Consider the following 20,488-nt stretch of genomic DNA (forward strand, 5'->3'; position numbering starts at 1 on the left):
GTCAAAAGTTCCATAAGTACATCATAAAATACAAGTGTAATTGCGGTTAGAGAATTTATGAATAGTTACACTAAATAATTGAATAATACAACTAAGTGTCATCTTACACACTTAGTCCTTTAATAGAATATCAACTAAGTGTGTAATTGAAAGAAAGAAGAAAGGCTATTTGGAATGATTGTATGAGGACTTCATTACAATGTATGTAAATTTGTAAGGATTGTCATGTTCAATTTTATATTTAGTAACTGATAATGGCTCACCACCTTTTGCTCTAATTTTTCGCACTTTGTAATAGAGATTCAATAGTTTAATGGCTCCAATATGGTTTAACGATGGTATGTTTAGATTGGAGTCCATATACCAATCAGAAACTTTTTTTGTAAGTTCTTGTGATGTGTATGCGACTCCAATTTCGAAGTGAAAATCAAAATTGCGCTTAAAAGGCTCTTCCTTGCTCATTATGAGGAACCTACAAGAATCATTTAACTTATTCAATTTCCTACTATCCTTCTTGTCTTTCACCGCATCACTAATTGCATTCAACAGCTGCTTACAATCAATGTATTTATAGAAATTTTTAAAAACGTCAAGTATTTTCTTTTGGTCATTGTTGAAATTACGACCAGCCACTCTTTCATTTATATTATCGGATTTCTCTATTGTAGCTAGAAACTCCAATATCTCCTTGGTTTTAAGTTCTTTCCTATTATCCTCACCAGGATCACTTTCTACTAGTGTTTTAGTAAGTACTTCTTTATAGCTCACCTGGTTACCTTGGGCTTCGAGAACATGTTTCAGCTTCTCTTTGGAGCTATACAATTGTGTTTTGATACGTTGTCCTTCCAGGTAGGCATCTATGTTTAGATAGGATATTTTTGGGATATCATTCTTGTCCAATCTGACAAATTGAATACCGTCTGTCTTCGTATTCTCAATAATAACCCTCCTGACGGACATAATGGTGCTTTGCAGAAGAGAGTTACCCTTGTAGTTATTACTTATACAACTTAATGCATCTATTTCTTTTTGAGATGCGTCAAGAATATCCGCTAATGGGAGTTGTTTAATAGGAGCATTAGGAGTTTCAAGACAATCATAAATGATAGTTTCACTCAGTAATCCCTTTCTGCATCGACCCGCTATTTGCTTCATACGTTCTTCCGAAAGCAAGAATATGACATTTGATGGATTCGAAACGGTAATGAGGTTGTATTGCTCATCTATGTCAAAGCCGGAAAAATAAGCAGAAGTTACAAAGTTAATTTTTCCGGGTAGTTTGCTATCGTCCAACTCAGAATAGAAGTCCATAGCGTTATATTTGCTACCAGCTCCGCATAATAACTTAAACATTGATTTTTCAATCGAGCACTCAGCCACCAGCTTATTTATAATGGACAAACATTCTCTAACCGAGTTGTATGCTATCATCCACTTACCATTTTCTCCACCCTTCCATTCTTTTTTGATAATATCAAAGACACTTCCGCTGCAATCATTTGAATTAAACAGATTTATGCTTCTTACAGTCGGATTTTTATATTTAAACACGGTTCTATTTTCGGAATTCAACTCAGGATCAGTGAATTCCAAAAAAGTGGCCGATACCATGGCTCTGTTTTCCGGGGTAAAATGTTTATATATATCAAGACATTCCTCCATACTAGACCTGAATAAGGAATCCAGTTGGAATGAATCAATTTCATCTAACAGTAAAAAATAATCTGTGTATACGTCAGGACCTATGGCTTCAATTACTTTCCATAGGCTATCAGCTACCACTATGATTTTTTTATGTTTGGTTGGGTCACTTGTGATATAATTTTTAATATCAAGCGGTGAAACCTTATCTGGGTGATAGTGGGTTTCACTTCCAACGTATAGAGCATCATGCTTATGTGCTTTGCTAGAAGCAGTTATTTTAATGGGTTCAACTATAATTGAATTTCTGCTTGCTTTAAGTTCCAGCGTGGTAGCTCCAACTCCCGTTTCAGATTTGTCAATAATGCCACATGGTAGAGTTTCAAATATTTCACTTAAATAGCTACCGTTTTGAAGAGTATAGGTTGTTGAAGAACCTGAAATCTCTTTATTTATAATTTTTGTGAGGTCTTTATTAAAACTATTGCTCATGTCTATTACCAAAATAAGCCCCCCCCAACCAAAGCATATGTCTATTAACGACGTTGTTTTGGTTGGGTACTATAATTCTGAGATATCGTTAGGACTTTGGGAGTAGGTTTACTTTTTTTAAATTTAGAGAGACCCTTTCGTTGACGATTTTGTCAAATTCCGGGTCTCCTTGAACTGATTTGGAAAATTTAATTCCCTCAACAACATCCCGGGAGTCAGAATCCCTATAAATTGCGGAATCACTTTTTCCCCTTAGTTCTTCTACATAATATCTTGTTTCCACAGCTAAAAATGTAGCAATCCAATCAATTTGATTGTCTGATTTATGATATTGTATCTGCTTTGCTAAATCGTAAAGCATATCTGAGGTCGACCATGTTTTAGGTAGTAACTGCATAATCCAGTCTGATAGGTTAACCCCTTTTTCTGTCCGGATGTCATCCAGTGTGTTCAGCGGTATATCGTATTTTCCGCTACTCCCATCTATTAAATCGTATTTAATGACTAATGCCCCTGAGACATTTTTAATGTAGTAATTAGTAGTTTTCATTCCCTTACAGGTTTAAAGTTTTGTTGACTTGTTGTGAATGGTAGAAAGATACCCAACCAAAACAATCCACTATACACATCTAATGGTTTGGTCGGGGCGATTTAGTTAATGGCATTAATAATAACAATTTTTCCTTGATATTTTAGTAATGAAGACAACAGGTAATGGTTTTAACCCATCCGAAGCATATTTAAAGACTTTATGTGATAAAAGCTTCCTATCACTTTGGAGCTACACAAATGTATTTAGGCAACCAGGTAGTGAACTATGTGACCTACTAGTGGTAGTTGGAAATCAAGTAGTCATTTTCTCGGACAAAAATTGTGAATTTGGAAGTTCGGGGGATTTGACCCTTGACTGGAAACGTTGGTTTCGAAAAACAATTAAAAAATCCGCGGAACAGCTGTGGGGAGCCCGGAACTGGATAATTGGAGATAGTAAAAGAATATTTCTAGATGACAGATGTCAACAGCCTCTACCAATTGATATAGGAGATACCACAAATCTTGTTTTCCATCTTGTATTAGTTGCTCATGGAGCTTCTACGAAATGTTCAGAGATTCTTGGAGGAAGTGGAAGCATGATGTATTTTAACGACATACAAAATTTTGATAGACATGAAAATCCGTTTGTCATAGGTGACCTAAGTCCAATTAAACCATTTATTCATGTTTTGGATGATACAACACTAGATATTCTTCTAACAGAGCGGGATACCATCAATGACTTCACAGAATACTTGTCAAAGCGGGAAAAATTACTTAGATCACCCTTCAAAGTATTTTCCCCAGGTGAGGAAGATATGCTTGCCAACTTTATGACATATTTGAATGATAAAAATGAGCATGATTTTCATATACCCAAAAATTTAAAACCAAATGACGGATTCGCTTTTGAAGAAGGCAAATGGGAAGAATTTCAAGCACTTCCACAAAGAGCAGCACAACAGAAGGCTGATGAAGTGAGCTATATGTGGGATGAAATCATTGAAGAGTTTAGTACGCATGCAATAAACGGATCTCAACAGTATGTATCCGAAGGTGGATTTTCAGATGGCGAACAGGCAATTAGATTCCTTGCACAAGAAACCCGATTTGAAAGAAGAATATTATCCACTACCCTTGTAGAAATGTTTTGCACCACCCCTGATACGTACAAAAGAATTCGAGTAGTGCCTGCAAACAATAAAGATGTTTGTTATGCTCTTTTGTTATTTCCACAAAAAAGACATTTTGAGAATTATTCTTACAATGAATATAGAGAAGCTCGGCGAAATTATCTCGAATCAATCTGTCTTGTTTGCAAATTGAAGTTTCCTAATGTTAACCATGTTGTTGGTATAGCTATGGAGTCAGGAACAAATAATCGATCTCACTCCGAGGATCTAATTTATTTAGATTGCCGTGATTGGAATGACAGGTTTGAAGAAATGGCACTTGAAGAGCAAAGAATTCACAAAATTTTGATAAATCCAACTGAAACTAGGTACAACTATTCTGAATTCCCAAAGAGATGATGCCTTCTGAAAAAACTCGACCAATATTACAAATCTCTGATATTACCAGACCGAGCTGGTGTAATCACTATAACCTATCTTTATGGGAGCTCGTTCTGTGGAGTGGCTTAACGGATTAAATGATACTTCTTTTTGCAGGACAAAATTTATTAAAGAAGTTGATATCTCTACCCCAACAGCCTGCCTTATTTTAATTAATAGAAAACCCACGTCGAGAATTTGATTTAACCATATGGTTGCTTCTTCAATTGTAACTATAAGCGATGGAGGATCAAAATGCATCAGGTGATTCCTGATCTCACGCAGTCTATTGACGTTTGGAAGGTGAGCTTCTCCGTTAATACCCTTGCCTGATATCTTTTGAACCCATCCTAACTTTTCATTGAATCTTCGAGCATTGCGCTCTCCAAGTTTGTCCTTTTCAAATTTCCATCCCGGTAACGGGTCATACTCTGCTTTAATGTATAACTGATTCAGTGTTATATCAATTAAAGAAATAGAATCACTGAGCAAGGATCGTAAATCAAAAAACCAGTTTACATTCAGTGCCAAATTAGATTGCTCTACCAATTTTTTTCTCAAATTCATAATACGATTAAGCAATTGAGGTTGAAGTGTTGTAAATGACTGCCCCTCTCTACTTAATCTCGGAGTTATGGGATATCTCTTTCCATATTGCTGTTGAGATGTACCGTCTTGAATAACTAGGCCATTAGGAGCTGTTTCGTCAAACTGATGCATATTAACACTTAGATCAATGGAAAAGTCTAACCAAAAACTTTCTATATCCCAGAGGTTAAAGTGCTTAGAATTAAAAAAACCGTTCCGTCTTAGGAATTCTGAAATTATCAAATAACTAATGGGTTTAGACCTTTGCGGAATTTTATTCTTGTCATTCCAAGAAAGAATGTAATAACCTTTATCGGATTTCCACTTAGTGATGGACTTGTTTTGGTCTTTGAAAATTTGACTCGTTAAGATGGACGCTACCTGCGAAATAGTTCCTGTCCGAATTTTATCAAATAGAATGAAGTTATGTTTATCGTTCATGGAATATCTTTATTGAAATCGAACGGATTCTTATCAGCCTGATTAAATGGACCAACATTCTCCTGAGATTGGATGTTAATGTTGAGTATACACCTGGCAGTATCCATGATGTATGCTTGCTCATCTCGGGGTATCAAATTATCAACACCTGCAAGTTGGAATCCCTTGATCTTTAAATTTTTAAGTTTTTTAAGTTCTTCTTCTGTTACCTTATACTGAACGCGATATAAATGGGTCTTTGCCTTAGGTATGTCCTTAGAAATTTGAACTTTTACCACATGATTGACCATTCGAGAATTGTCGTCGAAAAGAATAATCGATCCCATCGAATCCTTAGTAAATACCGGAGATTCAAATGCCAGAGATATCCAGTAAGATTTGAATAACTTATGACTCACCAGAGCTGCTTGAAATCCGTTTTTCTGCAAATTCTTTGGTCGTTCCGAAATAGTAGTGCTAATCGACTTAAAACCATCGTCTTTCGTAGATATGATTTGGCTACAGTCTTGTGAACACCCCTTCTGAACATCCAGAAAAAGAACAGATACTGTCAGCAATAAGGTTGTTATAGACTGGTTCATACACCTAGGTTGTTTTCACAACATGACCAAAATTTTGTAATCTGTGATCGCTTGCAAAAGCTTCTGCTGCGGCTTTGTTGGTTGTAGTCAACAACAATTTTTGCTCATCTTCGCAAAATACATTAAAGACCGGCATCCCTAAGACTCTTCGCAAGACGAATGCTGTTCTTTGTTTTTTACTTGTCATATTTGAAAGAAGTTAAAGGGTAAAGAAAACCGAATACCAATCTCATTTCTGTTATAGAATTTAGAGTTTAAATTTTTACTGTCAAACAAGTCGGTTAACTCAATGAATAATTCCGTATTAATAACCGGGCTATCTTTTTTAACGTTTTTAAATGAGGCAATGAACCCTAAACCAAGAGAAGCGTAGCCAGTTTGATCTTTTGGTTTGTAATAAGATGGAAAGAAATGAAATCCGGATGAATTATTTCCGTAAAGGAGATAGATGTTGGAATAACCATAAAACTGATTATATGAAATTATCGGTTTTGTATAAGCGAGATATTTATTGCTTTCAGTTCGCGACGTCCCATTAGAATTTTCAGTTGCGGTTGTCTGCGATATCTCGGTGGTAGACAATAGTTTTACATTATTTTCGCGCATTATCAAAAAACCCCCATTTAGTAAAACACTCCGTTTAATCAAGTTATTATTCCAATAGATATTTCCTGCGAGTCCATATCTGTGAGTTGTAAAATCCTCCTCCCATATTCTCTCATCAAAGACTTTCGAAACGTCATATGTTGCATATTTTTTCTTCCCTATACCACCAATCGCGGTTAGCCATGATATCCTGTATTTTTCAAAGGAGAAAGATGCTTTTAGAGAATCAAGCTCTTTTTTTGCTTTTGCATTAATCTCATTTTCGAATCCGCCTTTAAGGGAAGTGCCTAGTGCTACAACACTGGTCAAAGAATCCACCTCCAACTTATTTTTAACAAGTTTACCTATAATGCTGTCTAGGTCGGATGAGCTTGTGATTAGCAGTTTGGTAACTTTTGCGACAGAATCTACATAAATACTACTTTTTCTTTTTTCATTTGAAACCTGCAACATATCTTCTAAGATAGATTTGTAATTGGCTATCTTACCGAGGCTGTGACTTTTCTGCAATTCGAGCGATCTTTGTTCAACACTATGAAGTTCTAATAATCGATTATTGCGCGCATTATTCGATACTAATTTTGCAAATTCTGCTCTTCTCTTATTGTCCAAATCTTGTTTCCTAAAATTATAAAGTGCCATATTTTCCAGTGATACCGTCACATTTGACCTCTTCGCACTCATAAAGAAATGATACTCAGCCTGGATTGAAGAGTTGGAGTTTAGTTTGGAGTCCTTGAAGAGTTGAGATATATTGCCTGACAACACCTCGCCCTGAACTGACAGGGATAGGAAGTTTATATTTTTATTTACATTTCCGATAGGAATAACTCCTTTGAATTTGAATGCTCCATCTACTGGATCAAGTGATGCAAAATTCCCAATTTCATTATTGGTTCCTACACCTCCTATTATACTTCCAAAATATTTGTTAAATGTACGGTTCCACTCTTTTAGCTGAAATTTGTCTTTTTTTAATAGGTCTAGTTTTGCTGAAAGAGCTGCTTGCTCTGCTTCGGTCAGAACTTTTATCAAACTGTTGTCATCTTCATCCTGAACAAGGGTGTTCTGAGCCCTAACAGGTATACAATAGGCCAATATCAGCAAGAGCAAAATTTGTTTCATAAATTATGAGTAGGGTTTTGCCTCCTTTGACTAGCAATTGTTCTTCGAGGAGGATAAATGAAATTAGAACTTTTTGTTAGTCGTTCAATCAAAAAAAAACAAAAAATTATTAAACGGTAATTAGCTTCATTTCTGTGCATCAGTCAAAAAACCTTGTAACTTGTCACTTTTCAAATTTTAGTGTTCAATTAGTACCAAATGCCACAATTAGACCTGCAAACCCTTGAATCCTGGTTATGGGATTCTGCTAACATACTACGTGGGAGCATAGATAGCTCCGATTTTAAGAACTACATATTTGGCCTTCTTTTCCTGAAACGTGTTAACGATGTGTTTGAAGAAGAGGTAGATACCATTATGAAGCGTGAAGGTATATCCCGTGAAGAAGCGGAGGACGAAACCTTTTTCAAAGTTCCTCAGGAAGCTCGTTGGGAAGAATTGAAGAAGTATACCGAGAATATTGGTATTAATCTTGACAAAGGCTTTGCTGCGATTGAACGTGAGAACAACAAGGGTACCAACAACCTGGAAGGTGTACTTACTTCAACCAAATTTGGAGATAAGGAGAAGCTGAGCGATGAGGTTTTACAAAGATTGTTACGTCATTTCAACCTACACTCTCTCAAAAACCAGGATCTTTATACGCCTGATCTGCTGGGTGATGCTTATGAGTACTTGATCAAGCAGTTCGCGGATGATGCGGGTAAAAAGGGAGGTGAGTTTTATTCTCCTCGTGGTGTGGTACAAACCATCGTGCGACTCATTAAACCCCAACCAAAACAAAAGGTATATGATCCTACTTGTGGTAGTGGTGGTATGCTCATCGAATCTGCTAAGTATGTAGCGGAGTTACCAGAAGGAAAAGTTGGGAATAACATTAACATTTCGCTTTATGGACAGGAGAAAAATCTGGGAACATGGGCAATTGGTAAAATGAACATGCTGCTTCACAATTACAATGATGCAGATTTAAGAAAAGGAGATACTTTAAATGATCCTAAACATAGGAACACCGATACGGAACTTATGTTGTTTGATCGTGTGATTGCTAATCCTCCTTTTTCACAAAGTGGCTGGTGGGATTCTGCGGAAAATAGTCAGGAGGTTAAGTTGGATAAAGACGGGAAAGAGAAAAAGTTTGCCCCTGATTATAAAAATGACGTTGTAGATACTTTCGGTAGATTTCAATTTGGTATTCCACCACGTGGGTATGCAGATCTAGCTTTTCTACAACACATGATTGCAGTGCTGAAACAAGATGGAAAGGCTGGCGTGGTACTTCCACATGGTACTTTGTTCAGAAGTGGAACGGAAGGTGCTATTCGTGAGAAATTGTTAAATAAGGACTGGATAGAGTGTATTGTAGGTTTACCATCTGCATTGTTTTACAATACGGGTATTCCTGCAAGTATCTGGATTATCAACAAAAGTAAAGCTCCGCATCTAAAAAACAAGGTTGTCATTATTGATGCAAGCAGCGAATATAAGGAAGGAAAGAACCAGAATGAGTTGATCGAAACGAACATTAGTAAAATTGTAGAAACCTACGATCATTTTGTAACGACCAACCTGAAAGATATACCCAACGAAAAATACGCACGGATTGTAGACCTGGAAGAAATTTCAGGAAATGATTACAACCTGAACATCAGCCGGTACATTGACACCAGTGAACCGGAACAAGAAGTGGATTTGCATCAGGTGAAAAATACAATCCTGGAACTGGAAACAAAGGAAAAGGAGATTGATGAGAAATTGGCTGCTTTCTTAATGGAAATTGGGTTATGAGAGAAGGATATAAAATGACGGAATTGGGGGAGATTCCGGAGGATTGGAAGGTGGTAGATCAAGGAGATGCTGCAACTTTTTACAACGGGAGAGCATACAAATTAACAGAATGGGAAAATGAAGGAACGCCAGTTATTAGGTTGCAAAATCTAACGGGATCAGGAAAGGATTATTATTACTCCAATCTAAAACTACCGGAGCACCAGTATTGTCACAAGGGTGATTTGCTGTATATGTGGTCTGCCACTTTTGGTCCTGTATGGTGGAATTTAGGGAAAGCTATATTTCACTACCATATTTGGAAAATCGAAGTCAATAAATACAAACTGGACAAGGTTTTTCATTATTATCTTTTGGACGATATAACCGAAAAGATGAAAGCTCAGTCACATGGTTCTACCATGCTCCATGTTACAAAAGGTGGAATGGAAAAATTTAAAATTTCTCTCCCACCACTCCTAGAACAACAAAAAATCGCCACAATCCTCAGTACGGTCGATGAAAAGATAGAAGTCATTGATGCGCAGATCACCCAAACCCGTGAACTCAAAAAAGGGTTAATGCAAAAACTGCTGACACGTGGTATTGGTCATACGAACTTTAAGGATTCTGTGTTGGGTGAGATTCCGGAGAGTTGGGAGGTGGTGAAGTTGGGAGATATTTGCGATGTTAGGGATGGAACTCATGACAGTCCGAAATATTATTTAGATGGTGTTCCATTTATAACTTCTAAAAATCTAACTGAGACAGATCTTGATTTTAGTGACATCAAATATATTTCCCAAGAAGATCATGAAGCTTTTTCAAAGCGGTCCCACGTAGAAAATGGAGATATACTTTTTGGAATGATTGGTACGGTAGGTAAGCCGATAGTAGTAAACGAGAATTTCGAGTTTTCGATTAAGAATGTGGCTTTGATCAAATTCAATGGCAATACTGAATTGTTAAATATTTTTGCTTTGAATGTTTTAAAATCAAGTCATGTAATCAACCAATTTAAAAAAATTAGCAATGGTGGGGTTTTGAATTTTGTTGGTTTAGGAAATATTAGAAGTTTAAACTTTCCTCTACCTCTGTTGAGTGAACAAGCTGACATTGCAACTATATTAACAACCATTTCAGACAAACAGAAGGTTTTAGAATTAAAAAAAGAAACCTATCAACAACTCAAAAAAGGATTGATGCAGCAGCTGCTTACCGGGAAGGTGAGAGTGGTGCAATCGGAATTACAAAATGCATAAGTAAAAAAAACCTCCGTTATGAGTGACGAATACCAATACAGTGAACTTCCTGCCATACAGCTTTTCCAACGATTAGGATATCAGTATCTTAATGGAAAGGAAAACGATGAACGTCATGATTTGTCAGAAGTAATCCTGAAAAACAGATTGCTGTCTGCGATTCAGAAGCTTAATCCGTGGATCAACGAGAACAACCTTTTCAAAGCATACGACAAACTTACCACGGTACAGGGTTCGTCTCTGATGGAGATCAATGAACAGGTATGGGAGCTCATCAGAGGAGCATCGTTTACCATTAAGCAGGAGTTTGACGGCTTAGAGGAGTTTAAGGTTGTATCTTATATAGATTATCAGAATCCAGAGAACAACGATTTTCTGGTTGTAAATCAGTTCAGGTATTTAAGTAAAATAGGTAACCATTCCATTCCGGATCTGGTCGTTTATGTCAATGGTATTCCAGTAGCTATTCTGGAATGTAAATCACCAGTAGCATCTACGGCGTGGGATTCTGCTTACAATGATCTGTATCAATATCAGGATTTGAACGAAAGGTTATTTCACTACAATCAGATCTGTGCAGGAATCTGGAAAGTGGGTGGTCGTTATGGTGCTATCAATGCATCGCAAGCATTCTATTCCGTTTTCCGTACACCTGAAAAGGAGCTTGTAGAACATGCAGAAACAGAACAGGATAAGCTCATCTACAATCTTTTCCGTAAAGACAAGCTACTGGATATCATCCGTCACTTCGTCATTTTTGAAACAGACGAAGGTAAAACGATTAAGAAACTACCTCGTTACCAACAGATACGTGCTACCAATAATACCATTGCAAAACTGCAACAGGGACATGGTGGAGTAGTGTGGCATACACAAGGTTCTGGTAAGTCCATCACCATGGCCTACGTTACCCGTAAGCTACAAGCTCCGGAATATGGATTCAACAATCCCACGGTGATTGTGATGACGGATCGTAAAGATCTGGACAGTCAAATCACAACCACATTTGGTAATGTAGGTTTAAAAAATGTGAAACACGCTGGTTCTGTCAGACATCTGGATAAGTTGTTAAGGAATGACTACGGTGGCATAATCACCACAACCATTCAGAAATTCCAGGAAACAGATCAGGAATCAACAACGGAAGAAGATCAAACTGAACAGGAAGAAAAGGTGAATGTACGTGTTGAAAAACACATACAGGATAAAACCCTTATAAAAATCACCAAGGTTCTTGAAAATGGGAAGTGGGTGGAACGTGACAGGGAAGAGGTAAAATTGGAGGAGCTATCAAAAAAGGAGAATTTATATGTTTTGGTTGATGAAGCACACCGTACACACTATGGTTTTCTCGCATCATTTATGCGTAATGCATTACCTCATGCAAAATTTATAGCCTTTACAGGTACACCCATTTCCAAAGAAGATAAATCTACCTTGGGTGAGTTTTATGGTGGAGAATATATAGATGTATACACCATAAAAGAATCCGTTGCAGACGGTTCCACCGTAGAGCTTCTCTATGATGAAGGAATAGCTAAACTGGACATTCGCAAAACGGAGCTCGATACTGAATTTGAAGCACGGTTTGGTCATGAACCAGAAGAAAAGAAAGACAAGTTAAAACAGGAAGCACTTCGGAAATATCAGTTTTCAAAAGAGCGTATCAATGATATTGCAAAACACGCCATCGCACATTTCAAAGGAAAAATATTTCCGGATGGTCATAAAGCACTGTTTGTCTGTGATGGGAGACCCGCTGCAATTCGATACAAACAAGCATTTGAGGAGTTGAAAGTAGAAGGGCTACACAATTTTGACACCAAAGTGATTGTCAGCATTGGAATACCAAAGTCTGATCCTATTGCAAAAGAGTACTACGAAACACTAGACTGGAATAAAAACAATAAGAATGACCAGAAACCAATTTGGATTGTAGCTCCGGAAAATGTGAAATCCGTAACGGAGAGTTTTAAACTTCCTTACGGGAATGAGAGCGAAAAGGAAAAGTCTGGTAAGAAGAAATTTGACAATACAGCCATTCTGATTGTTTCAGATATGCTACTTACAGGTTATGATGCACCCATAGCATCCTGCTTGTATCTTGAAAAGCCATTGAAGGAACACAACCTGCTTCAAGCAATTGCAAGAGTAAACCGTAGTGGAAAAGGAAAAGCTGCGGGGTACATTATGGATTACAATGGTATCACAGACCACCTTCTCGAAGCTTTAAAGATATTTTCAGGAGATATCCGTCCAGACGATGTACTTAAAAACATCAACGAAGAGCTACCACAGCTTGAACTGAATCACAATAAATTGTTGCTATTCTTTAAACCGTTACGTCCGCACCGAACATTAGATAGAGAGAGATTCATGGATGAAGCAGTAAGATTTATTGAACCTGCTGACAAGCGTGACAATTTTAAAGACCTTCTGAAACAATTCAATAAGTCTGTCGGGATTGTATTACCCGATACAAGAGCGATGCGGTTTTTTAATGATTTCAAACTTTTTAATGAGATCAGGAAAATGGCAAGGAACATGTATCCGGATGATGATGGCTTCAAAGTGAGTAAGGATGAAAGTTTGCTGTTACAGGGCATGATTGATGAACACTTGAAATCTACCGGAGTGACCAATCTTTTGCAAGATCCTATTTCCATTATTGACCGAGATAAGTTTAAAGAAGAGATTATGAATGCTTCTCCGGCAACGAAGGAGTTAAAAATGCGTAATCACTTAAAACACACAATCAAAGTTAGTCTCGATAAAAATCCTGATTTCTACCGACCACTAGCAGAGCGATTGGAACAGTTAATAAAGGATCATGAAGCAGGACGTTTGTCTCAATTATCATTACTAGCTGCATTTGAAAAGATGCAGGACGAAATCATTCAGTCCCAAAAAGAAGGAGAAAGCAAAGGATTTGTAACAGAGCAACAAAGAGCAGTGTTTTCAACCATGAAGGTCATTTACGGTGCAGATGCTGAGGATGCAACCAGAACACTGTTCGATCTTATTAATGGAGAACTGAATATTGTTGGGTGGGAGTCCAAAGGGATGGTAATTAATGACATCGAAAACAAGCTGGTTCGTTATCTTAAAACGAAAATGGAACGTGCGGACGCAAAATCCAAAGCAAAGGAATTGGTAGAGGTGATAAGAAATAACAAAAATGCGTAGGGTCAAATACGGATCATCGTACATAGAATACAGCTTTCAGGAAAATGAAAGCTTAAAATCTCACTATGTCACAGTTGAGAAAAGTAAAGGAGTCATACTAAAAGGAAAGGCTGTAACGGAGGAAAAATCAGATCAGCTAATCCTTAAAAAAGCAAGATGGATTTTACACAAGCTGAATCTGGTATCTGTAAAAGATGATGAAAGGATAGTCACAGGTTCCAGGATCACTTATTTGGGGAGATCCTACTATGTGGAAGTGGTTATTGCTGACAATATCACAGATGTCCGGGTTGAGTTTAATTACTCCAAATTCACAATCACCGTTCCGGCGGTTGGTACAGATCAAAACTTGATCAGATCAGCAGTTGAACACTTTTATCACGATAAAGCAGTTGAAAAAATTACCCCACGGGTTAGAAAGTTCTCAAAGGAAACAAACCTTCCGTATGCAGGATTAAGATTCCGGAAATTAGAGAAGAGCTGGGGTAACTGCTCACCCAAAGACATTATCACAATCAACCCGGAAGCAATCAAACTTCCTTTCTCCCTGATAGACTACCTCATCATCCACGAACTGTGCCACACCAAGGTAAAAGACCACTCAAAACAGTTCTGGGCGGAATTGTCAGTTCACGTTCCGAACTGGAAGGAGTTGAACGAGCGGGTGGAGATGGTGAGGTGAGTATCAATATCAAGTAATACAATTTCTTATTTTATAAACCCCTCTACGTTGAACAAAGTATGGAAGAACAGTTAAATTTAGCGAAGCAAACATTTTTAAATAGGTATAATCCACAAAGAACAGTTGAGTTGGCACTAAGTAAGTCTATAAGTGCCGCAGTACAGCATAATTCCACTTACAGTGCAGAATGTATTGGTGAGGATTTAAGGAGACCTATTAGAAATTTTTGGGGACAGGAATTGATACAACTTGCTGAAAAATATGTTGAACCGCAAGATGTATTGATCTACGAAACTGACATTTTAGCTCTTCAAGAAGTAATGAATGCTAATTATCGTCACCAATTTAGTGAGGATGGTTTCAAAATTTCGCATTCCCAAAAAAGTATATCTGTTTTCTTGAAACATTTATGGTGTTTAGGATTTATAAGTCCTCCACCTTTGTGTCCTGTTGACAGAATTATGCTTACACATGTTGGATACGCAAACGCTCAACCAGCATGGACTAGGGTGAATTCAATGAATGATTACAGGCAACATGTTGCACTTTTATTAAATCATAAACCCTACATCAAATCCGGTCGGTGTATAGCTGAGTGGGAGTTACTGAGTTTCGCTAATCCGAAACCTTGAATGACGATGGTATTGACTTCCTAGCTCATAAGCAATAAATACTAGGTCACCTGTCCAGAAGAAATTTTATATATAAATTAGCTCCATTTCCCTTTGGAGGCTGTTTTATAATTTCGTCACCTGGTTTCATATTTCGTCGCATTACATTACAACAAATAGGCATCATATGATTTCTACCAGGATAGCCACCTACTGCACGATGAAGATCACCAGACCGAACTATTATGTAAGGTGATTCTAATTTGGAAGAATTTGCGAAAATGCGGTAAAGCTCTACTTGGAAATCTTCACTTTTAGGTCTCATAAAAAAATTTATTGGACAGTTAATACCCAACCAAGACACTGCGTATATACAAGGTACTGTTTTGGTTGGGTCTTATTAAGAGCTAGTACTCAATGAATTTCTTTAATCTTTTGATAAACTGAGCTGTTGGCACAGGATATTTTTCTCCTTTTATCCAAATGTTAATCTTTTCACTGCCGTTACCCGCACCAGTTTTGCGAAAACTTATGAAGCAGTCTTTGGAAACCGTGTAGTCATGGTAGATTTCTTCATTCATCCTGGGTTTTTCGCTTTTTAATTTCTCAATAAGACGTCCGTAGTTAGATACAATACTCTTACTCTCTTCCAGATCGAGGTGGATGAAGTCGATAAGTGTAACCGTTTCGACAGAACCTCCATTCGGATTTGAAATTCTACGAGTCACGTAAGATCTGTCTGCACCTACCACGAGACCTTTGTCACCTTTCAGCTTATATCCAGTAAGTTCCAGATACCGACCGGTTGTGTAGGTATTACCTCGGAATATGTTATATGTCTTAATGTTAGACTGCTGACCAACTTCGTGTCGTTCGATGTTATTCTTGATGTGCTGTTCTGTAATGTAGCGGGATGGTCGGCAGCTTGAAATGGTGACTACTATAAAAATCAGGGCATACAGAAGGGATTTACTCTTCATAAATTGTTGGTTTTTAGTAAAATTATAGATAGGTAAAATTAGCGTTTAGGCGTGTAGACCTTATTTCCTTTGTCGTTGATATAAAATTGTCCACCTCTCTCACCAGTTTGGATTACTTTTCCTGAACCATAGTTGTATGTTCCGGTGAATAATCTTTTGCTCGTGACCCAGTTTCAGAAGTGTAAGGGTTTTGATTCCCTTTTGTTGAGTAGTTATCCCAGTTTGTGTCGTTGGATCTGGTCTTTACGTGTGGTTCGACGTAAGTGCCGTTACTTTTGATGTAACCACTATTGTAAGTGGCACTAGGATTCACATAGGAGCTACTTGACGGTCTACTGGTAGTTCTTGTCGGTTTGGTATTGTAAAGACTCTGAGAGTAAGAATTTGTGTGCAGAAATGCACCAATGATAACCAAGCAGATAAAATGTTTCAAATTGTTAAAATTTTGGAGGTTTACGTATATTAACTTTAATATTAATGATAATTAAGGTAAACTCCTCAAATTTGAAACATTGTGCTTTTATGAAACAACAATTACTTATTTTAACGTTAGCAACTATATTTTTGGGATGTAGAGGGGAGGAAAAGCGCTTACAGAGTGAACTAGATGAATGTAAGACAGAAATGTCTGAACTTGAAGAACAAAATCAAAAACTTGAAAACTTAGCCGAAAATTTAGCTTATGAGTTAGAACAAAAGAGTAATGACCTGGAAGAATGTGAAGAGGAGCTGGAAAATTGCAAGAATAATGTGAGTGACTTGGAGTTTGAGAATCTTATAAGAGACTGACTTGTGTATCAAATTGTGTAGCAAAGAAAAAAGCACTTACAAGTTTTATCTCGTAAGTGCTTGATCTTTAAGCTCCCGAAGCTGGGCTCGAACCAGCGACCCTCTGATTAACAGTCAGATGCTCTAACCGACTGAGCTATTCAGGAGTGTTGTCGATTATTGTGATGCAAATGTAAGGAGTTAAAATATACAGCGCAAGCACAAAAGACAAAAAATTATCAGACTTGAACCTTCTGGAGAATTAACTCCTTGACTCTCTTAGCGTCTCCCTTCGAAAAATTATTAATAATTATTTCAGGACGCATACGTGGAATGATACGAATGGTAGAAAATAACATCCCGTTTTCTATTTCCACACCGGATATATCCGAATAAAAAACAAAATTATCAGTGCTCTTAAAAAGCTTTCGCACTTTGAAAGTAACACCTTTATCTCCAAACGATACTTCGTCGGGAAAAAGCGGATTCATGAGCGCGCTGGCACTATATTTCTCGTTCATCTTATATTTAGGTTATTTAATTTCAAATATTGGTTACAAAGGTACATATACTACCTTTTTTGTTTCAAAAAATTCTTCTGCGAAATAATCCGAGAGGTCATATGTCCTTGTTTTCTGCTTCACCTCACTTAGTTCTTCCTGCAGATCACCACCTTTAAGGTATAAAATACCATTCCTAAGCTCATGAAATGAATTCCTGCTGATGTTCTTTTGAACCCAGCCTACAAACGGAGCGAGCCTTGTTACTGCCCGACTTACTACAAACTCGTAGGTCTCATCCAACCTTTCAGCTCTTTTTTGTTCAATTTTAACATTCTTCAGACCGATCGACGCGGCGATTTCCTGCACCACTCTTATCTTCTTACCAATACTATCTACCAAATGAAAGCTTGACTCAGGAAACAAAATCGCCAGTGGAATCCCTGGAAAGCCGCCCCCCGTGCCGACATCCAGCACCGCTGTACCAGGTTTAAATTCCAATACTTTGGCGATGCCAAGCGAGTGTAGTATATGTCTTTCATACAAAGTATCTATGTCCTGTCGGGAAATCACGTTCACTTTTGCATTCCATTCTTTGTATAATTCTTCCAGCTGGGTCAATTGACTAACTTGGATTTCCGTCAAATCAGGAAAGTATTTATGAATTAATTCCATGTGGTTCTTGGTTTTCGTTTGGTTAGTGTAATCATGCCAAACACTAAATAATAAATATAGAATGCGAGATCCATCAATAGAAAACTCGCCCATTCAACTGGTCTTCCCAATTTGCCATTAATAATAAGCAACAACAGCAACTGAATAGCCCATCTTATACCAAACGCTATTCCCAAAAGCTGCAGGAGCAAAATATTGTTTTGTACAAGTCCTACGACCAATATGGCAATGCCAGCTGTCCAAACTGCCACGTGAGTTCCTGATAACAAGGCAAGCAAAATCTTATTTCTCAGCTTGTAATGCGTACTTACAGACATATGCCGCTGTTTTTGCCTGTACCACGCCGACCAGCTCGTTTTAGGTTTGGAATATACAAATGACTCCGGATCAATAGAAATAGCTGTATTACTGCTGGTCGAAACTTCATTCAGAAACAGATCATCATCACCACCATATACTTTCCTGTGTGTGTAAAAACCTTTATTTTCGAAAAATACAGCTCGTTTATACAGGATATTTCTCCCAACTCCCATGTAAGTGATCCCCGCCAGAGAGAATGATAGATACTGAACAGCGGTATAAAAAGTTTCGCAACGGATAAACCAGTTTAGCAGCCCTTTCTCCTTTTCATAGGGTGAATACCCTAAAACTATATCCCGCTCATTGCTAACATGTGATGCCATAGCGGCAATCCAATGGACAGACGTCGGTCTGCAATCAGCATCGGTCATAAGCGCAACAGGATGAGCGGCTTGTTTCATACCAACTGTAAGAGCATATTTTTTAGGTGTGACATGGTCAAACTGATCATTGATTCTGATATACCTGATATTTTTCCATTTATTGATATTTTCGCGGATATACTCCTCACTTCCGTCATCCGACCGGTCGTCCAGTAAAATCACTTCAAATTCAGGATATTCCTGAGCATCTAATAAAGGAATCAACTCTTCTAAATTCTCCCTTTCATTCCAAGCGCAGACCAATACAGTAATTCCTGGTGTGGAGCTTCCATAATTAGAATTTTTGCTATAAAAGGCAAGTCGGGTAAAGAAAAAGAGATAATAACACAGCTGGATAAGGACAAACGCCCCTAACACATACAGTAAATAATCCGCCACAATTGAAGAGAGTTGTAAATTTTTGCCATATTCTGTACAAATATACAGTCATTGTCAGGATTCTTAGAAACCTTACTCCTATTTTTGCGTACCAACATTTTGAAATACCGAATGAATTTTACCCTACAAGTTGAAGATGCCCAGTCAAAGGCTCGAGCCGGGGTGATCGAAACCGACCACGGGATCATCCAGACACCGATTTTTATGCCTGTGGGTACAGCAGGAACTGTGAAAGCGGTTCATCAGCGGGAACTGAAAGAGGATGTGAAAGCACAGATTATTTTAGGAAATACATATCATTTGTATCTGCGCCCCGGATTAGATCTTATTGAGAAAACAGGTGGCTTGCATGGGTTCAATGGATGGGATAAACCCATTCTCACTGACAGCGGCGGCTATCAGGTTTACTCGCTTGCGGGAACCGGAAGAAAAATCAATGAAGAAGGTGTGGTATTTAAGTCACACATTGACGGTAGCATACACACCTTTACACCAGAGGGAGTCATGGATATTCAACGCACAATCGGTGCAGACATTATGATGGCTTTTGATGAGTGTACCCCCTACCCATGTGACTACAGCTATGCAAGAAATTCCATGGAAATGACCCATCGGTGGCTCGAGAGATGTTGTAACCGCTTTGACGCTACAACTTCTCTTTATGGATATAATCAGACGTTATTCCCTATCGTTCAGGGAAGTGTGTATAAAGACCTAAGGAAACAATCTGCTGAAACGATTGCTTCATATGGTCGTGAAGGCAATGCGATCGGGGGATTATCCGTAGGTGAACCGGCAGAGATGATGTATGAACTTACGGAGATAGTATGTGATATTTTGCCCCGTGATAAGCCTCGCTATCTGATGGGTGTAGGCACACCAGCCAATATTTTGGAGTGCATCGCATTAGGTGTGGATATGTTCGACTGTGTAATGCCTACCCGCAATGCGCGCAATGGCATGATTTTTACCACAGAGGGAATCATCAATATCAAAAATGAAAAGTGGAAAAATGACTTATCCCCAATTGATCCAAATCTAGGGGGTTATGTAAGTACGTTTTATACGAAGGCTTATCTGCGTCACCTTGTCAAATCAGCTGAGATGCTTGGAGCGCAAATAGCAAGCGTACATAACTTAACGTTTTACCTTTGGCTTGTGAATACGGCAAGAGAAAAAATAATCTCCGGAGAGTTCACAGGATGGAAGAAAGAAATGGAAAAAAAATTGATGCAACGACTTTGAAAGTTCAAAAATGGAGGGTTCTTTCGGGTAGTTAAAAAAAAACAGTGGGAAGTTTGTCCATTTAGATGGGTAGAGGTTGATTTAATGATATAGTTAACCTAATTTTGTGCCCACTAGGCATTTTTGATGA

The 20,488-nt window shown here is 37.9% G+C and carries 19 protein-coding genes and 1 tRNA gene; 8 read left to right on the forward strand and 12 right to left on the reverse strand.

The genetic code is table 11. From position 1 onward, the window contains the following. Positions 1–165: 165 nt before the first annotated feature. Together AC1XUE_RS20590 and AC1XUE_RS20595 are read right to left on the reverse strand one after the other, a co-directional pair. The gene (locus AC1XUE_RS20590) at positions 166–2,133 is read right to left on the reverse strand and encodes a hypothetical protein (protein WP_483357868.1); all 1,968 of its coding nucleotides are present in this window, start codon (positions 2,131–2,133) and stop codon (positions 166–168) included. Between the two features lie 88 nt (positions 2,134–2,221). Continuing rightward, on the reverse strand, positions 2,222–2,683 hold the full coding sequence (locus tag AC1XUE_RS20595) for a hypothetical protein (protein ID WP_483357869.1): 462 nt from the start codon (positions 2,681–2,683) through the stop codon (positions 2,222–2,224). 148 nt (positions 2,684–2,831) lie between these two features. Here AC1XUE_RS20595 and AC1XUE_RS20600 point away from each other — a divergent pair, with 148 nt between their 5' ends. After that, positions 2,832–4,199: a hypothetical protein gene (locus tag AC1XUE_RS20600; protein WP_483357870.1), complete on the forward strand. Its 1,368-nt coding sequence runs from the start codon at positions 2,832–2,834 to the stop codon at positions 4,197–4,199. A 42-nt stretch (positions 4,200–4,241) separates the two neighbouring features. Here the strand turns inward: AC1XUE_RS20600 and AC1XUE_RS20605 are convergent, their stop codons facing one another. From AC1XUE_RS20605 to AC1XUE_RS20620, 4 genes are read right to left on the reverse strand one after another with little or no spacing between them, the layout of a single operon-like run. Beyond that, complete coding sequence (locus AC1XUE_RS20605) at positions 4,242–5,249, reverse strand: hypothetical protein (protein ID WP_483357871.1); 1,008 nt, start codon at positions 5,247–5,249, stop codon at positions 4,242–4,244. After that, positions 5,246–5,830 carry a hypothetical protein gene (locus AC1XUE_RS20610; protein ID WP_483357872.1) on the reverse strand — a complete coding sequence of 195 codons (585 nt, stop codon included), beginning with the start codon at positions 5,828–5,830 and terminating at the stop codon, positions 5,246–5,248. Before AC1XUE_RS20610 ends, AC1XUE_RS20605 begins: the two co-directional genes overlap by 4 nt. A gap of 4 nt (positions 5,831–5,834) precedes the next feature. Further along, complete coding sequence (locus AC1XUE_RS20615; protein ID WP_483357873.1) at positions 5,835–6,017, reverse strand: hypothetical protein; 183 nt, start codon at positions 6,015–6,017, stop codon at positions 5,835–5,837. Continuing rightward, positions 6,014–7,561, reverse strand: a complete 1,548-nt coding sequence (locus tag AC1XUE_RS20620; RefSeq protein ID WP_483357874.1) for a hypothetical protein — start codon at positions 7,559–7,561, stop codon at positions 6,014–6,016. Before AC1XUE_RS20620 ends, AC1XUE_RS20615 begins: the two co-directional genes overlap by 4 nt. A gap of 198 nt (positions 7,562–7,759) precedes the next feature. Here AC1XUE_RS20620 and AC1XUE_RS20625 point away from each other — a divergent pair, with 198 nt between their 5' ends. Genes AC1XUE_RS20625 through AC1XUE_RS20645 form a run of 5 tightly spaced genes read left to right on the forward strand, consistent with a single transcriptional unit; the run spans position 7,760 to position 15,090 of the window. Further along, positions 7,760–9,349, forward strand: a complete 1,590-nt coding sequence (locus tag AC1XUE_RS20625) for a type I restriction-modification system subunit M (RefSeq protein ID WP_483357875.1) — start codon at positions 7,760–7,762, stop codon at positions 9,347–9,349. Next, a complete protein-coding gene (locus AC1XUE_RS20630; RefSeq protein ID WP_483357876.1) occupies positions 9,346–10,590 on the forward strand; it encodes a restriction endonuclease subunit S in 1,245 nt (414 codons plus the stop codon). The genes AC1XUE_RS20625 and AC1XUE_RS20630 overlap by 4 nt, the downstream gene beginning before the upstream one ends. Before the next feature lie 18 nt (positions 10,591–10,608). Continuing rightward, positions 10,609–13,776: a type I restriction endonuclease subunit R gene (locus AC1XUE_RS20635; protein ID WP_483357877.1), complete on the forward strand. Its 3,168-nt coding sequence runs from the start codon at positions 10,609–10,611 to the stop codon at positions 13,774–13,776. Continuing rightward, positions 13,769–14,458, forward strand: a complete 690-nt coding sequence (locus AC1XUE_RS20640; protein ID WP_483357878.1) for a M48 family metallopeptidase — start codon at positions 13,769–13,771, stop codon at positions 14,456–14,458. The genes AC1XUE_RS20635 and AC1XUE_RS20640 overlap by 8 nt, the downstream gene beginning before the upstream one ends. Positions 14,459–14,517: 59 nt before the next feature. Further along, positions 14,518–15,090 carry a hypothetical protein gene (locus AC1XUE_RS20645; RefSeq protein WP_483357879.1) on the forward strand — a complete coding sequence of 191 codons (573 nt, stop codon included), beginning with the start codon at positions 14,518–14,520 and terminating at the stop codon, positions 15,088–15,090. 386 nt (positions 15,091–15,476) lie between these two features. On the opposite strand, the gene AC1XUE_RS20650 is transcribed toward AC1XUE_RS20645, so the two are convergent. Both AC1XUE_RS20650 and AC1XUE_RS20655 read right to left on the reverse strand, forming a co-directional pair. Then, the gene (locus AC1XUE_RS20650; protein ID WP_483357880.1) at positions 15,477–16,049 is read right to left on the reverse strand and encodes a hypothetical protein; all 573 of its coding nucleotides are present in this window, start codon (positions 16,047–16,049) and stop codon (positions 15,477–15,479) included. 112 nt (positions 16,050–16,161) lie between these two features. Further along, positions 16,162–16,482 (reverse strand): hypothetical protein, encoded by a 321-nt coding sequence (locus AC1XUE_RS20655; protein ID WP_483357881.1) that lies wholly within the window; start codon positions 16,480–16,482, stop codon positions 16,162–16,164. Positions 16,483–16,571: 89 nt separating this feature from the next. Here AC1XUE_RS20655 and AC1XUE_RS20660 point away from each other — a divergent pair, with 89 nt between their 5' ends. Further along, entirely contained in the window at positions 16,572–16,838 is a 267-nt protein-coding gene (locus tag AC1XUE_RS20660; protein WP_483357882.1) for a hypothetical protein, read from the forward strand. Positions 16,839–16,910: 72 nt separating this feature from the next. On the opposite strand, the gene AC1XUE_RS20665 is transcribed toward AC1XUE_RS20660, so the two are convergent. The 4 genes from AC1XUE_RS20665 to AC1XUE_RS20680 form a co-directional block, all read right to left on the reverse strand. Then, positions 16,911–16,984: transfer RNA gene (locus AC1XUE_RS20665), tRNA-Asn, on the reverse strand. Positions 16,985–17,056: 72 nt separating this feature from the next. After that, positions 17,057–17,338, reverse strand: coding sequence for a hypothetical protein (locus tag AC1XUE_RS20670; RefSeq protein ID WP_483357883.1), 282 nt, complete (start codon positions 17,336–17,338; stop codon positions 17,057–17,059). A gap of 33 nt (positions 17,339–17,371) precedes the next feature. Then, positions 17,372–17,992 carry a 16S rRNA (guanine(527)-N(7))-methyltransferase RsmG gene (rsmG, locus tag AC1XUE_RS20675; RefSeq protein ID WP_483357884.1) on the reverse strand — a complete coding sequence of 207 codons (621 nt, stop codon included), beginning with the start codon at positions 17,990–17,992 and terminating at the stop codon, positions 17,372–17,374. Next, entirely contained in the window at positions 17,983–19,113 is a 1,131-nt protein-coding gene (locus tag AC1XUE_RS20680) for a glycosyltransferase (RefSeq protein WP_483357885.1), read from the reverse strand. Before AC1XUE_RS20680 ends, rsmG begins: the two co-directional genes overlap by 10 nt. A gap of 111 nt (positions 19,114–19,224) precedes the next feature. Here AC1XUE_RS20680 and tgt point away from each other — a divergent pair, with 111 nt between their 5' ends. Continuing rightward, positions 19,225–20,358, forward strand: a complete 1,134-nt coding sequence (tgt, locus tag AC1XUE_RS20685) for a tRNA guanosine(34) transglycosylase Tgt (RefSeq protein ID WP_483357886.1) — start codon at positions 19,225–19,227, stop codon at positions 20,356–20,358. Positions 20,359–20,488: the final 130 nt, after the last annotated feature.

The organism is Dyadobacter sp. HNCC25DJ187 (assembly GCF_056895255.1).